This window comes from Vibrio nomapromontoriensis, from assembly GCF_050337205.1.
Taxonomy (GTDB): Bacteria; Pseudomonadota; Gammaproteobacteria; order Enterobacterales; family Vibrionaceae; genus Vibrio; species Vibrio nomapromontoriensis.
Window position 1 is genome coordinate 408474 of sequence record NZ_JAKJSS010000008.1, and the last position, 14971, is coordinate 423444.

At 43.0% G+C, this 14971-nt stretch carries 19 protein-coding genes; 10 read left to right on the top strand and 9 right to left on the bottom strand.

Annotated features, from left to right (window positions below; translation table 11 throughout):
• The first annotated feature begins 36 nt into the window (after positions 1-36).
• Entirely contained in the window at positions 37-759 is a 723-nt protein-coding gene (gene nfsA, locus L4D05_RS09585) for an oxygen-insensitive NADPH nitroreductase (protein WP_428793786.1), read from the top strand.
• Positions 760-872: 113 nt separating this feature from the next.
• On the opposite strand, the gene L4D05_RS09590 is transcribed toward nfsA, so the two are convergent.
• Positions 873-1391: a hypothetical protein gene (locus tag L4D05_RS09590; protein WP_428793787.1), complete on the bottom strand. Its 519-nt coding sequence runs from the start codon at positions 1389-1391 to the stop codon at positions 873-875.
• A gap of 222 nt (positions 1392-1613) precedes the next feature.
• Between L4D05_RS09590 and L4D05_RS09595 the strand changes: the two genes are divergently transcribed.
• On the top strand, positions 1614-2348 hold the full coding sequence (locus L4D05_RS09595; protein ID WP_428751479.1) for an IclR family transcriptional regulator: 735 nt from the start codon (positions 1614-1616) through the stop codon (positions 2346-2348).
• A 63-nt stretch (positions 2349-2411) separates the two neighbouring features.
• Positions 2412-3275 carry an arginase family protein gene (locus tag L4D05_RS09600; protein ID WP_428793788.1) on the top strand — a complete coding sequence of 288 codons (864 nt, stop codon included), beginning with the start codon at positions 2412-2414 and terminating at the stop codon, positions 3273-3275.
• 179 nt (positions 3276-3454) lie between these two features.
• Here L4D05_RS09600 and L4D05_RS09605 read toward each other — a convergent pair whose 3' ends face one another.
• A complete protein-coding gene (locus L4D05_RS09605; RefSeq protein ID WP_428793789.1) occupies positions 3455-3880 on the bottom strand; it encodes a septal ring lytic transglycosylase RlpA family protein in 426 nt (141 codons plus the stop codon).
• Between the two features lie 319 nt (positions 3881-4199).
• Here L4D05_RS09605 and artP point away from each other — a divergent pair, with 319 nt between their 5' ends.
• The 4 genes from artP (at position 4200) to artM (ending at position 7160) form a co-directional block, all read left to right on the top strand.
• Positions 4200-4928, top strand: coding sequence for an arginine ABC transporter ATP-binding protein ArtP (gene artP / locus L4D05_RS09610; RefSeq protein WP_428793790.1), 729 nt, complete (start codon positions 4200-4202; stop codon positions 4926-4928).
• 138 nt (positions 4929-5066) lie between these two features.
• Complete coding sequence (locus L4D05_RS09615) at positions 5067-5798, top strand: arginine ABC transporter substrate-binding protein (protein ID WP_428793791.1); 732 nt, start codon at positions 5067-5069, stop codon at positions 5796-5798.
• 1 nt (position 5799) lies between these two features.
• Positions 5800-6492: an arginine ABC transporter permease ArtQ gene (gene artQ / locus L4D05_RS09620; RefSeq protein WP_428794002.1), complete on the top strand. Its 693-nt coding sequence runs from the start codon at positions 5800-5802 to the stop codon at positions 6490-6492.
• Entirely contained in the window at positions 6489-7160 is a 672-nt protein-coding gene (artM, locus tag L4D05_RS09625; protein WP_428751484.1) for an arginine ABC transporter permease ArtM, read from the top strand. Before artQ ends, artM begins: the two co-directional genes overlap by 4 nt.
• Before the next feature lie 187 nt (positions 7161-7347).
• Here the strand turns inward: artM and L4D05_RS09630 are convergent, their stop codons facing one another.
• Entirely contained in the window at positions 7348-7833 is a 486-nt protein-coding gene (locus tag L4D05_RS09630) for a hypothetical protein (protein ID WP_428793792.1), read from the bottom strand.
• Positions 7834-8249: 416 nt separating this feature from the next.
• Between L4D05_RS09630 and L4D05_RS09635 the strand changes: the two genes are divergently transcribed.
• A complete protein-coding gene (locus L4D05_RS09635; protein WP_428751486.1) occupies positions 8250-8408 on the top strand; it encodes a DUF3012 domain-containing protein in 159 nt (52 codons plus the stop codon).
• Positions 8409-8527: 119 nt separating this feature from the next.
• Here L4D05_RS09635 and L4D05_RS09640 read toward each other — a convergent pair whose 3' ends face one another.
• A complete protein-coding gene (locus L4D05_RS09640) occupies positions 8528-8929 on the bottom strand; it encodes a DUF4345 family protein (RefSeq protein WP_428793793.1) in 402 nt (133 codons plus the stop codon).
• 355 nt (positions 8930-9284) lie between these two features.
• On the opposite strand from L4D05_RS09640, the gene L4D05_RS09645 reads away from it, so the two are divergent.
• Positions 9285-10649, top strand: coding sequence for an MATE family efflux transporter (locus tag L4D05_RS09645; RefSeq protein ID WP_428793794.1), 1365 nt, complete (start codon positions 9285-9287; stop codon positions 10647-10649).
• Between the two features lie 110 nt (positions 10650-10759).
• On the opposite strand, the gene L4D05_RS09650 is transcribed toward L4D05_RS09645, so the two are convergent.
• Positions 10760-10918 (bottom strand): hypothetical protein, encoded by a 159-nt coding sequence (locus L4D05_RS09650; protein ID WP_265674994.1) that lies wholly within the window; start codon positions 10916-10918, stop codon positions 10760-10762.
• Between the two features lie 216 nt (positions 10919-11134).
• A complete protein-coding gene (locus tag L4D05_RS09655) occupies positions 11135-12265 on the bottom strand; it encodes a 1-acyl-sn-glycerol-3-phosphate acyltransferase (protein WP_428751490.1) in 1131 nt (376 codons plus the stop codon).
• Positions 12266-12465: 200 nt separating this feature from the next.
• Between L4D05_RS09655 and L4D05_RS09660 the strand changes: the two genes are divergently transcribed.
• Positions 12466-13077, top strand: a complete 612-nt coding sequence (locus L4D05_RS09660) for an AraC family transcriptional regulator (RefSeq protein WP_428751491.1) — start codon at positions 12466-12468, stop codon at positions 13075-13077.
• A gap of 98 nt (positions 13078-13175) precedes the next feature.
• Here the strand turns inward: L4D05_RS09660 and L4D05_RS09665 are convergent, their stop codons facing one another.
• From L4D05_RS09665 to L4D05_RS09675, 3 genes are all read right to left on the bottom strand, one after another.
• Entirely contained in the window at positions 13176-13553 is a 378-nt protein-coding gene (locus tag L4D05_RS09665; protein WP_428793795.1) for a helix-turn-helix domain-containing protein, read from the bottom strand.
• An 82-nt stretch (positions 13554-13635) separates the two neighbouring features.
• Entirely contained in the window at positions 13636-14259 is a 624-nt protein-coding gene (locus tag L4D05_RS09670) for a response regulator transcription factor (RefSeq protein ID WP_428751493.1), read from the bottom strand.
• Positions 14260-14361: 102 nt separating this feature from the next.
• Positions 14362-14961 (bottom strand): response regulator, encoded by a 600-nt coding sequence (locus L4D05_RS09675; RefSeq protein WP_428793796.1) that lies wholly within the window; start codon positions 14959-14961, stop codon positions 14362-14364.
• Positions 14962-14971 lie beyond the last annotated feature (10 nt).

A 14971-nucleotide genomic window follows, 5' to 3' on the forward strand; every position in this document is an offset into this window, starting at 1 on the left:
GTTGTATAACTTCAAATCTCAAGGATGATGTGAATCATGAACCAAACTATCGCCACCATATTGGGGCACCGCTCCATTCGCCAATTCACGCCACAGCCAATAAGTGCCGAACAACGGGACATGATTGTACAAGCCGGTCTAGCGGCATCTTCTTCAAGTTTGCTGCAAGTCGTTTCTGTCATACGAGTGACGGATAATAAAAAGCGAAGTCTTTTAGCTGAATACGCCGGAGGGCAAGCTTACGTTGCCTCTGCTGCTGAATTTTTAGTGTTCTGCATTGATTACCAACGCCATATGGCCATCAACCCCAACGTACAGGCTGACTTCACTGAATTAACATTAATCGGTGCGGTAGACGCGGGCATTATGGCACAAAACTGTTTACTGGCAGCTGAGTCTCTAGGATTAGGCGGCGTATATATCGGTGGTCTACGCAATAACGCACAACAGGTAGACGAGCTACTCAATCTACCTGTAGGAACTGCGGTATTATTTGGCATGTGTCTAGGACATCCAGATCAAGATCCAGACGTAAAGCCACGCTTACCACCTCATGTCATTGTGCATGAAAACCAATACCAAGCTTTAAACATGGCCGACATCGACGTCTACGATGAATCGATGCAGCATTACTACGCTCATCGTTCCAGTAACCAAAAACAAGCAACGTGGTCCCAGCAGACAACCAGCAAGCTTTCAGGCGAGTCGCGACCACATATGCTCCCTTACTTAAACAGCAAAGGGCTGACTAAACGGTAATCACACAGCTTGTTCAAAGCATGTAAAGTATTCACCTATAACGAACCACACCGCATTTCGTTATAGTGTCTACTTTACGTTCGAGCTTGAATCACACAATACCGTTAAAACCGTTAAAACGACCAACCCACTTTAAAGTTAAATGCCGTTTCAGAACGATCAACAAGTGGCAATTGGCTGACGCCGACACTGCCTGTCCACCCTTCATTTTCAATGATGAAATCAACCCCTGGCGTGACACCCGTGTAAGTATGGTGGTCAACATGGTCGCGTCCGGCATAAAAGTAACTTCTGTCTAATGTTGAATGAATTACCCCTAAACTCGGTGCGATGTAAATCTGATCAGTCACACCGTAAGTGAGCGCAAGCCTAGCGGCATAAAAATCAGATTGCGTATAGTATCCGCCATCCGGATTTTCATCGATTCGCCCAGCTTCAACCCCTCCACCAAAACCCCACTGCCCTTGGCCGTTTAGCTGATATACACCCAAAGAGTACGCTTTAGTAGAATTTAGAAAAGACACCCCTGCTAACACAGATAGCTTCCCTTCCGTGTCTTTTGCAAAAGCGGGAACGGTCACGGCAGCGATAAGTGCAACACAGAAAATCATATTATTACGTGGTCTGTTCATTCAATTTATTACGTTTATAGGAAAGTAAACCGCACTGTAGGCAACCCTTGGCTCAGGGTCAAAGTAATCTACCTCCTTTAACAAAAGCCTGACGAAACCACAAAGTCCCAAAGGTTTTGGTCATTTTTTCATTCAGTAAGAAACTATATGCGAATTTATATTCCCTTTCTTACTGTATAGGAATATAAATTGCGCATACGACCTGAAAAGTAGATAACCAATATGGACAACACGCAGCGTTCCACCAATCAAGTTAATGAGAAGCCTCTTCAGCTTCTGATGCAAGTAGCGCTTTCAGAAATACCTGTGTCAGCCAAAACACTCAGCATACAAATGGGTGTACCACTGAGCAGCCTATATCGCCATATTAAATTACTAAAAGAATGGAATTTAATAGAAGAAAGTACTCAAGACAAAACCCTGATTGTCGGTCCTGCTGCTTTGATGCTCATGCACAGCTATCAATCAAATCCTCACAACTCTGAGGCGATTGAGAGCATTCTTAGTCGCTTACAAAAACAGACCGGAGAAATGGCAGCATACATGGTGCCCGTCGGTTATCGTGCGTTGTGCGTAAGCCTACAAGAAAGTGCACAAGCCATTCGCTGTAGTTATGTTCGCGGCCAAAGCCAACCCCTACTACGCGGTGCTTCGTCTAAGGTTATGCTCGCATTTTTACCAGAGATGCGTTGTGAAAAGATTCTTCGCTATTTCGGTGAAGAAGAGCATATCGACCGCTGGATGGCAGAACTAACACTCATTCGACATCAAGGATTTGCTGTCAGTACATCAGAATTCGACCCTGGCGTAACCGGTATCAGTGCCCCTGTTATGAAAGGAAGCAAGTTATTAGGCGCGGTCTCTATCATGGCTCCAGCGTATCGAGTCGAAGCCAATAAAGACCGATTCATACTGCACGTATTACAAGCGGCCCGAGCACTGCCACCAGAAAGGTAAATCACTAATTTTCTAGGTGATTTAACCTCTCGTAAGGTTATTTACTCTCGCAGGTTATTTACTATGTTAAGCGTCTTCAAGCAATTATGGAAAAACCGTTACCATCCAACCGTTGAGCACAAACTGCCTATTTTTACGGTTTGTGAATCAATCAAGCCGATCAGTAACGTGGCATTTGAAGACGCTGAATCACTATTAGAGACTGCTTACGACTGGCTAACTGGACAAAGCCATTCTCATTCAATGAGAAATCTTGGGCATTTTCCTTTACTTTCTGTCTACTCAGCGGATCGCCCTTACTTTGAAAGCCCCTATGCCAATACTTCTCTGAACACTCTCCTCGTTGAAGAGCTTTCCTATGGCGCGACACCTATGGTCATTACCAACTGCCATGAAACACTACTCAACCTGCTACCTAGCCTAATCATAGACTCGGATCAAATTGGCATCATCAACATCAATGCTGATTTTTTAATGGATCAAACGTTAGAAGTAAAAACTGGCTCAATGCTCCATTTTGCCCTAAATCGACACAACGAATGCCGCGCCTTCCACATTGGGATTGATCCAAATGCTGCGAGCAAAAGTCAGCTAGATTACGCCGAAGATATGGGGTGCGATTGGGCACTGCTAAGTGAAGTTAACTATCGAAATAAAGGCATGATTAAATCTCAAGTCGCGCGCTTTTTGCACCACTGCGATAAAGTAATCATCACCATCGACCTACCTTCTATCTCAAAAACTATGTCTAAGTTAGAAAATCAAAAGCTCGAACTATCTATGGTGCTTAGGATCCTGCGTCAATGTATGAGCTCTAACAAGACCACCTTGATCCAACTCGTCGGCAATAAAGAAGAGCACATATACTCTGCGTCGACACAGCTAATTGTTGAACAAGCGAGTCACTTTTATTATTTTTCTCATTGATACCCCATTACCTACAAGCCTATCGTGACTTATTGAGATAGAGATAGAGATAGAGATAGAGGATAGCAAGTCCAGCTATCCTCTGCGACGGAATGAACGAATCAATACGAAAAGTTCGCCTTTCGACAACTTTCTTTGAACCACCATCCACGGTTGGTTAATCACTCAGGCTCGATATTTTAGTGTTTGTACCTAAATGTACGAGTGTCATCTAAAATTTCAATCCTGACGGGAACAACGCCTTGCTTGGTGCTGCCCACTTTCTCAAAGGCTTTCTGAGAGAGATCAATGGTTCGTCCTTTAACATAGGGACCACGGTCATTAATTTTCACATCCACACTCTTATTGTTCTCAGTATTGATAACTCTAACTACCGTACCAAAAGGAAGTGTTTTATGGGCTGCAGTAAGCGCTCTCATATTGTACTTTTCCCCACTCGCGGTCAGCCTGCCATGGAATTGACTGCCATACCAAGAAGCAAGCCCAGTAAGTTGATGTTTTCTCGCATACTCTTGCGTTTTAGGAGACGCGTTAGTTGAAACTGATGAACAGCCCGCTAGCACAGTCAATGCTAAAACGGTGGATATAATCGGTAACGGTTTCATGCTATTACAATGTCACTTTTCCTTAAATGTGTGCCTTAAGTATTAACGGAGATATTTAGGCGTTCATCAATACTATGTCAGTACTCCGCAATTTCACTTCAACTCAATAGCACCGTTACTACCACCTACTCGTACTATGCACTCGAATTGCCCAAGTTAATGTGAGCCTAGCGATACGAAAAGCAAAGTCAACAAGACTAAAAAACCACCACAAATCGAAACAAAATAGTAACAATTGAAATTTTTATACATTTTTATTGCATAAAACATCATTTTGAGTAGTATACATACCTAGTGACTATTAATGCAGTAAATCAGCATGAGAATTCAAGTTAAGCAAGTAAACAAATCCTATGGTGAGACACAAGTGCTCCATGACGTCAGCTTTACCTGCGAGCAAGGTGAAACTCTGGTATTACTTGGTCCAAGTGGCGCAGGAAAAAGCTCTTTGCTCCGGGTGCTGAACTTATTGGAAACCGCGAATCATGGCACTCTCGATATCGCCGAGCAGACCTTTGATTTTGCAACAAGTATTACCGAAAAGCAGGGCTTAGCGCTGCGCAAAAAAGTAGGCATGGTATTTCAACAATACAACTTGTGGCCGCACATGTCAGTCATGGACAATTTGATTGAAGCACCAATTAAAGTCGCTGGCATGAATAAAGAAGAGGCTAAAAAAGAGGCGTTAAAAATATTAGCCACTCTGCAACTTGCAGACAAAGCCGATGCCTGGCCACTGCAGCTTTCTGGTGGTCAACAACAACGAGTCGCGATTGCCAGAGCGCTCATGATGAAGCCAGACGTATTGTTATTTGACGAACCGACAGCAGCACTTGACCCAGAAATTACAACTCAAATAGTAAATATCATCAAAGAGTTAAGCAGCACTGGCATCACCCAAGTTGTGGTAACTCATGAAGTTGACTTTGCTAAAAAAATTGCCAGCCATGTGCTTTATTTGGAGCAAGGTAGAATTGTTGAGCACGGGACTAACGCCTCGTTTACTCAGCCTAAAACTCAAGCCTTTGCTGAGTATTTAACACACTAATTCACACGCTAACCTATCACGTAACCACTCAACTCATTAGCGCCACCGCTATTGAGATGAGATCGGCGTAGTCCTTAGGATGGCGAAACAAATATCAACGAGGATACCAGCATGGTTTACCTCACTTGGAGAAATATTATGAAGAAAATTCTACTCGCATCAATCATCGGCCTTGTATCTGCTAACGCGGTTGCTCAACAAGAAATTAAATTCGCGATGGAAGCCACTTACGCACCATTTGAGTACGTCGATGAAAACAACCAAATTCAGGGATTTGATGTTGACCTAGCAAATGCACTTTGTAAGCAAATAGATGCAAAATGCAGTTTTCACAATCAAGCATTTGATAGCCTAATTCCAGCACTAAAGTTTAAGCGTTACGATGCTGCTATCTCTGGCATTGATATTACAGAAGCTCGTCAACAGCAAGTTAGCTTCACAGCGCCTTATTACGATAACTCAGCGGCATTTGTTGCCCTGCAAGGCAAAGTTGCCAACCACACGGCACTCGAAGGCAAGCGTGTTGGCGTACAAAATGGCTCTACTCATCAAAGCTACCTACTTGAACAAATGACAGGTGTGACTGCCGTACCTTATGCAAGCTACCAAGATGCCTTTATCGATATGCAAAACGGTCGTATCGATTCTGTATTTGGCGATACTGCTGTAGTTGCTGAATGGTTCGATAAAAACGGCAAACTTACTTATGTCGGTGAACAAATCACCAACCAACAATACTTTGGTAATGGTTTTGGTATTGCCGTTAACAAAGGTAACCAAGCGCTACTTGACCAGTTGAATGTAGCGCTTAGTACAGTAAAACAAAATGGCGAATACCAAGCTATCTTCGACAAGTACTTTGGTAAGTAATATGGGACTAACGGGCTACTCCTCCTCACTCGTTCAAGCAAGTTGGGTTACGATCCAACTTGCCTTTGTCAGCCTGCTAGTTGGGTTGATTCTTGCCGTGATTTTCGCAGGCGGTGAAATGTCACGCAGGAAGTTAATCTCTTGGCCGACCACCGCGATTGTTACTGTCATCCGTGGGCTGCCAGAATTATTAGTGGTGCTTTTCATTTTCTTCGGCTCTACGCAAGTTTTGTTTCTTATTACTGGCGATTTTATTGAGGTGAGTCCGTTTCTTTCTGGTGTGATTGCGCTGTCATTAATCTTTGCCTCCTATGCGGCGCAAACAATTCGTGGCGCATTAAAAGCGGTTCCTAGCGGGCAAAGTGAAGCGGCACGCGCACTGGGTATGGGTCGCTCTCGTACTTTCATCAAAATAGTTTTACCACAAGCGGTTAAACATGCGCTTCCCGGTCTTACCAACCAATGGCTTGTGCTATTAAAAGATACCGCGCTCGTGTCATTAATTGGTGTCACTGACTTAATGAAGCAGGCACAACTGACGTCAGCAGCAACGCACGAAGCCTTTACCTGGTACGCCACCGCTGCTGCAATCTACTTGGCTATTACGCTGATCACGCAGCAAGCCGTGAAGCGCATTGACAACAAGTTCTCGGTTCAGCAAATGTCTACATCGAATAAAGGAGTCACCGCATGAATCAACAACACGTGTGGCAAATGCTTGAAGGATTAATGACAAGTTTACAACTTACTGCCGCGTCATTACTTGTTGGCTGTATTTTAGCCTTATTCATGACCTTGAGTCTTATTCTGCGCACCCCTCTCGTCCACTGGTTGAGCCGTGCCATTATTACCGTATTTACAGGGACTCCGTTGTTGATTCAAATCTTCTTAGTGTATTACGGTCCCGGGCAGTTTGACGTTATTAGAGAGAGTATTGCGTGGCACTGGTTAAGCCAGCCATGGTTCTGTGCGATGTTCGCGCTGGCACTCAATACTGCCGCTTACAGCACTCAGTTATTCAAAGGCGCTTTTCGTGCGATCCCTGATGGCCAATGGCAGGCTTGTCGCGCACTAGGCATGGATATGAAAGCCACGCTTGGCGTATTACTGCCGTTTGCTATTCGTCGCGCGGTCCCAGCGTATTCGAATGAAGTGATCTTAGTCTTTAAAGGCACCTCACTTGCCAGCACTATCACCATTATGGACATCATGGGTTACGCTCAGCGCATTAATGCCCAAACCTATGACACATTAACGGTATTTGGTATCGCGGGATTATTCTACCTTGCCGTCAACGGGTTACTCACACTGCTATTTAGAAAGGTAGAAAGGCAAGCTCTGGCGTTCGAATCCAGTCGTTAGCAGTAATCGAATCAACGAAAAGTCGCCTAGCTTTCCCTATTGGGAAGTGGAGCGCAGTGAAAATGAAAGAAGCTACTATCTAAATATAAACAAGCAACAATGTAATTATAAACAAACGATAATGTAAACAAGCCGCCCCATTTGATTTGCTCAAAGGGGCGGCTTGTTTATTTATTCGCTAAAATCACTAAATCATTACTTTAAGGGAAAACACCAATACATCGGTATACAGCGCCGTTTCAAAACCAAAATGGCTATAATGAAGAGTAATCGTTGGGGCGAAAACAGGTGTAATACCGCCAATCTGTACGCTGTTATCCTCTTTAGAGTAGCCACTGATGCCACCAAGCCTCAAGCCAACTCTAGCCCAAGATTTCCAATCATATTGAGGATGATAGGAAACAATGTATGAGCGGTTGTCAAAACTGTTAATCAGCGTAAACGCCTCAAATTGTTTGTATCTAAACCCCACAATATAGTTGTCTTGATTTCGTCCTGTCGATGTCAAATGCTCTGTCCACCCTGCATAGGTGAGATCAAAGTTCCCTTTAAGTGGGTCACTGTCTTGAGCGCTCTCTGAAGAAACCACTTTAGTCTGTAGCGCTTCAGGCTTTGCTTCGTCTGCGAACGCAACCGTACTCACGCACATAACAGCCGCAAACATCCACCTCATGGTTTTACTTTTTATTGTATTTATTATTTTACTCATTGTTTCCGTAGCATCTCAATTAGTTTCAGCCGCTATTTTAATGGAATGTTCGCCATTAAGTTCGTCTCAATTTGTAGACAATTGTCTTTATCTATCCCAACAAGGTGTTTCTGTTTGTAACACGATGTATTGTATGCCTCCGACAGATTAATTCAAATATATCATTACGATCCAAACTCCATAATCAATGTCAATGGCTTGTATACGAGCAACGGATGAAAAGTAGATGTAACACTAGCAGTATGAATTAGGCTCAATCCTACACAATAAATAGACTCCCTTTCAGTAGAGAAGATAGATGATAGTGCCAAGTTTCTGTGACAATGTTGCGATTATTTCGATAAAATGACGCGATTAGATAACCCACAAGGAAAGTAACCATGAAAAAAATCGCCCTTATGTTATTCGTAGCCACCTCCCTGATGGCTTGTACAGAAGTAGGTAGCGAGGCGTGGTGTCAGGATATGAAAGAGAAACCAAAAGGTGACTGGACTGCCAACGAGGCAAGTGATTACGCAAAACACTGTATTTTTAAATAGTCACGCTCTACCTTTGAACTCAGGTGGCTAAGCCGAATCCCGTCCACCTGAATTCAACAAAAAACGGATACTGCAAGCCACAAGCTATGTGCCCCCAGCGAGCAATAATTAAATAATCATTATTTAAAATAGAATCGTCGTGAGCGCAGCTTACGAAGAATCAACATTCCCCATACAGCAAACACAGCCTCCATAAAGAAAAACACCCACATAGTATCATTAGGGCTTTGAACCACTGCGATAGCCAGCCAACGAGTTAATGCCATTAGACTGGCAATCCACGTAGCAGCAAGGACAGCTGTCCTTAACGTATCAGTCGCCCACACCAACTTTGCCAATATCACCCCAACCGCAATCGACAAGCCCCCATACATGGCACTAATGTCAATTATGCCCGAGGTCGAAGTAATCTCAGCATCGGTCACCCTTTCAAACATCACGCTCGGCGCAACGACAAATAGTACGCCAAAAATGACAAATACAATGATAGTGAACCAAACCATTAGTTTTGCTTGAAACATAACGTCGTCCATTAATTACCTGCTCATTACTAAGCGTAATGCAGATCGTATAATCCGATAGCTCGAAATAACGAGACTGTCGTCTTTTGCCAACAAAAACACAGAAAACTCATTTCAGAAGCAAACCGTCGTTACGCACGTATGGGCTGAGATGAACGCATCGCCCACTTTCATCTTAAGACGTAGTCAAAATCATTTCGGTGTCATCAGTACATAACAAAATGCGATTGAGTTCAAAACCTTATCCCAGTAAAAAAATTGAGCTCACTAGATAAACCCGTTACCGTAGCCACTTAGTTATTATTTACGAACAGTTATTATTTACCGACAGTCAGCGATCAGTTAAGGACAGTCAATGAAACAGCCTACATTTCAGACATTTATCAAAAGAGTAACCGTGCTTGGGCTTCCTATTGCGCTACAAAGCTTACTCTTTAGTAGTCTGGGGTTTATTGACACTCTTATGATTAGCCAACTTGGCACAGAAGAAGTGGCAGCCGCTGGGATCGGCGCTCGAATATTTTGGGTTTCCATTGTTTTTCTTTGGGGACTCAGCTCTGGGATGGGGATTTTACTGGCGCAGTATTGGGGGGCTGAAGACAATAACGGATTTAAAACCAACTTTGCACTCGGAACGATTGTAGCGCAATTCTTCGCCTTTAGTTGCTTCGTGGTTTGCTTCTTTTTCCCCAATCTACTGCCTCGCCTCTTTAACCCCTCTGAAGCGACTCTGCTACTGTCACAGCAGTACGTACAACTGCTTGGAATTACATTGCTATTTTCCGGTATCGCCCTATCAGTTGACACCGCGTTGCGCTCCATTGGGCAAACTAAAATTAACCTGTATTTTTCCATCGTCGAGATTGGTCTAAATATCATTTTCAACTATGTACTGATATTTGGTCACTTTGGTGCTCCACAGCTCGGCCTACTAGGTGCAGGCATTGGTACTGTGATGGCGAGAGGGATTCGTTTGACCATTGCACTGATCACTATCTACGTTCGCTTCCCTATACTAATTTTGAATAGCCTCCATTTCACACAGGCACTAAAGCGTGAACTTGTTGCTGCTTTTACGCGCATCACCTACCCCATCGTCATCGGAACCTTCATCTGGTGTGCTGGCATCTTTACTTTCCACCTTATCCTTGGGCGAATGGGTGAAACTGAACTTGCGACGATGGCGGTCATCACGCCACTAGAATCTCTTGGATTATCGGCCGCTCATGGTCTCGCCAGCGCAGTCGCGATCATGATCGGCAACGCTCTGGGGGCAAACCTTTTTGAGGTTACTCGTTTGTACGCAAGATGGGCACTGCTTTGCGCTATTGCTCTTGGCGCAATATTGGGGCTAACATTACTCATAATGCAAACGGTCATCTTATCGCTTTATGGCGCATTATCAGCAGATGTGACGACATTAATGACCCTTAGCTTTCCGGTTATCGCTCTGAGTATTTTAATGCGCACGATTAATATTACACTGATTGTTGGTGTCCTGCGCAGCGGAGGCGACAGCAAATTCTGTATGAATATGGATTTTGTCTGTCAGTGGTTGTGGGCGGTGCCGATGACAGCGCTTGGTGCGATTATATTTGATTGGCCATTCACCATTGTACTGTTGATGATGGTGTCTGAAGAGATGGTGAAAGTCTTTCCTGCGGCGTGGCGAGTATTTGGTAACAAATGGGCAAATAACCTAACGGAGCAGAAAGGATAACAGGACGTCACCGTCCATCCAAAGCCTGCCGCTTCCAATGCGCCGCTTGGCTTGGCTGAACGAAGTATTATGATATTAATATCTACTATTTAAGGTTTTAGTATCTAAGATTATTGAACCCAAATCGTCGTAAGAAGTGCGATCACAGCGGTCGTCGCCAAATACATTAAAGCGATTGTCGCGATGTCTGCTTTTGTTGAGGTTGATGATTTTGACGCTTTCGCTTGCGCCTTGTCTGTATTGAGCATAGAAAGAAGTGCTGAGTTCATGAGATCACCTTACGTCGGTAGTAGTATTGCAGCTGAAGCGAATTCTACTCAAAGTGTGATTCACGTCAAACAATTTTGCAAGAAAACCGTAAAATAAAATGCCGACTCTGGCATATCAGCAGTTCCTGTCTTAAGAAGCCTTTTGGTGACATGAAAATTAGTCTAAAAAAACCGCTCATTAAGAGCGGTTAGTTGTCTCATTGGATTTAGAGTGTCTTAAGCAGACTGAGTTTCACGCTCTTTAATCACATTTTTTACTGGATTCGCGTAACTATCCATTAAGTAAGTGTGAGCACCTTCTGGCAATGCATCCAATTTATTTTGTAGCGTCTCTCGCGTTTTGTGAGTGATCGACTCATCATCACATCCAGCCGCCAACATGTTGATTGGGAACAGGGTGTAGTTTTCATGAATTTGACGGTCAATCTCAGCCGCTAATGCATCTGGCGTCTCAAAGTTTTGGTCAATGACATCGCCAAATACAACCTGAATGCGACCTTTGCGTCCAATGATGCCCTGAACAATGCTTTCAATATCTTCAAATTCACCTTTTTCGTAGCTGCCATGCTCTGCTTTCTCGAACAACTCATTCGCCTTCGCGGTATCACACGGATCATTCTCATAAGAAATGGACACTGGTACAATTCGTAGCGAGCGAATGTATTCAGCAAAAGGCGTTTTCTGTTTACGCCCTTCAACGTGGAACATTTTAAGAATTGCTGGGTCAGTAAAATCATTCCCGTCTTTAGCTCGACCTTCTTTTTGTGCGATCCAGATTGAGTTCTCGGTATCTAAAGAATGTTTAATGTATGACGATAGCGTTCCGAGTGCCTTCATCATCTCACGCGGCCCTTTCACGGATCGCTTAACAATAAAGCTCTTATTTAAGCGCATAAGTTCAGTCGCACATGGCTTCTTAAGCAGATTATCACCAATAGCAATACGCACTGTTCTGTGTTTACTTTGATGCAAACCATAGTTCACTAGAGCCGGATCCATCGCAATATCACGGTGGTTAGACACAAACAGATAAGCGGTATTTTTATCTAGCTTATCCAGGCCCTTAAACGTGACACCATCGGTGGTCGCCTTCAAGGTTTTCGTGAGGTATTTTTTCACCTCCATCTGAATCGCTTCAACGCTATCAAATTTCGCCCACTTAAACTTTAAGTACACTTTAAGAATAGGACTCATCAATGCCTTAAACCAAGGGGCATGATTAGAAAAACGGTGGTGTAGAATGGCGTCGATGAATTCCGCGTCATTGATCAAGCGATCGAGCGCAGCAGGGATCTCTTCGTCGTTGTACGGACGAATCTCAATATATGGGTCTGTATTGTTAGTCATTATGGCTACATCAAATTAAAAGCTGCACTATTCTACGCTGAGACTCTAAAGACCGCAGCTATCTTAAGTCTATTTCTGTTAAGGTCAGACCACTATTTTCGTGTAATGTTCATTTTCATTCATGTAAAAGCGTGATCTAAGGTTGGCTTTGCTAAAAAGTCACGTTAATCTATGGGCAGTTTAGCCAAATTAAGTCAATCATGAACCACGCTATCGAGTTCCAATCCACTCATTACGAGTTTTTAACGATTACCCCGCGCAAAAAAACGCTTCATAATCAGCTGTATCGTATTGAAAGCGGTAAAGTGCTACTGAAGCTTGGTAAAAATGAATACGTGTACAATGCTGGAGAGGCTTTTTGGCTACCGTTTGACTGTTTGTCGAGTTTGACGATATTACCCAACACAAAACTAAGCTTGGCAAAATTCTCTGTACGCCTATCTGATCTCTTTCCTTCACAAGCAGGAAGAGTCACATTAACAAGTCTACTCACCGCCTTGATCAATAAACTCAATGAACAGCTAGATAGTGAAATCAGAAAAGATTTACTTCAAGTAGTACGTCACGAGGTAGTTGCTCTGCACCCACACCTCTCTCAAAGCAAAGAGTGCAAAGAGATCACTGAGTGGCGCCCCAATACGACTAGTATCAGTGGTGAGCTGTCTCTCGTCTTACTAGTAAGAGAAGCTAGAAAACAGAAACTTTCTGGCATTAAAAGAGAGATCATATGCGAAAAGCTTTTTGGTGGGAACGAGATGCAGCTCCAGTCACTATCCTTAAGCCTATTAGGTAGTGAAGACTTCTCCGAGTGATCAGTCTATCGCTCAGCCAAAAATAGAGACTTCGACAGCCAGCTATGTATCTAACACCCAGCTATGGCGTATTTATAAGTCTCTACGCTGAGCAAAAATCAGGTTATGGCACCGCTGTTAAAATTAACGTTCATCAAACAGTAGCCAAACCCACGAATGTTCACCACATCAAACCCTGTATTAGATTCCTTAAGAACATTCCGGCACTTATGAATAGTATGCGTTAAGTTATTATCAGTCACGGGTCGCTGCCAAACGTAGTCTTTAACGCAGTACTTCGATACTACATGATTCTCACCATATCGAGAGAAAACACATAACGTACGTACTGTCAGCATTGACATATTAATGAGTGACTGAGATTCCATCACCTTATCCCCTTCAATGTCTAGTGTAAGTCCAAAATACGTCTGAATTTTATATAGTTGGCTACAACCGCCACAAGAACTAATACCGCATACATGTTCACATTTCACTGAATACTCACCTTAAGATGACAATTAGTTATCATATTATTCATGATAACTAATTGTCAGAGTGCATATCATAGGGGATGGGCTACCTAGTCGTAAGAAAACCCCCACGAACACTACTTTCCGGAATAAGATCCATGATATTGTCCACATTAAATTTATCGAGCACTCGCTTTTTATAAGTCGAGACTGTCTTATCGCTTATATTTAGTCGGCGAGCGACTTCTTTGTTTCTATGCCCCTCAGTCAGTAGTTTTAACACGATGAGCTCTCGTTTTGAAAGTCGTATCTCGTTCGGCTCAGCTTCAACCCGACACTTTTTAAAAACATAACCACTAGCCGCAGCAGCAAAAGCGGCTTCAAGGGTATCAATGGAATCAAGCCTAGAGACCACTCCCTTAATGTTCATCGTTTCAAACAACCTCATGTGAGATGTGGAAGTATTTATGCTGTAGGCAATATTATAGATATGAGGGCGAGACTCAACTAATGAAGACATCACTGACGTTGAAACGGCAAGATCGCTCATCGGATCGAATACAATACAATGAATGGATTTCGATTGAATAAAATCCTCAATGTCTTGCAAGTGCGTCAAGCTATAGACATTTGCGGTAAACGGTTGGTTTTCGATAAGTTTGGTCAGCGATTGTAATAATAAAGGTTGCGATTCAACAACAATAAAATTAGTGGTATTTTCTCGTAACATGACTACCTCGTAGATTAGTTGACTTAAGTAATCCATTACCGAGGCGTCATCGTAAGTAAAAAAAGTTTACCTGGAGGAAAACCTAGTTTTCCGAAAAGGAAATCACCTGAGAATGTAACTAGAGTTTTTTACTAACATAAAAACAGAACGAACATCATACTTATCTAGAATTCGACGCTTGTAGGTACTCACTGTTTTCTCGCTAATATTCATTTTCCGTGCAATTTCTTTATTCGTATGACCATCTAACAGTAATCTAAGCACAGCACTTTCTCGGGTTGAGAGCTTAACTGAACTGCCTCGCTGTGAAGAATTTGATGACATCTGACGAAAGTAAGTATATCCACTGTTGACGGCCTTAATCGCATCTGCAACTCGAGAAACACTTTCTTTTTTGTCCAAATATCCCGACGCGCCAGTACTAATCGCGAGATCCGAGCACAGTTTTTCATCTTTACTGGAGATTATGATCACTTTTCCATCAAAACCAAACCGTTTAGCCTTATGTAGTAGATCAAACCCGTCATCATCACCAAGCTCTATATCTAATATTAAGATATGTATTTTATTTTCTGCCAAGTAAGCCAGCGCTTTTTTGGCACTAAATGATTGCTCCACCACTGCATCTGAAAAACTGTCTCTTATTACACTTTCTAACGCCGCACATACTAACGGATGATCATCAACGATCAATATATTCATTCATTAAACC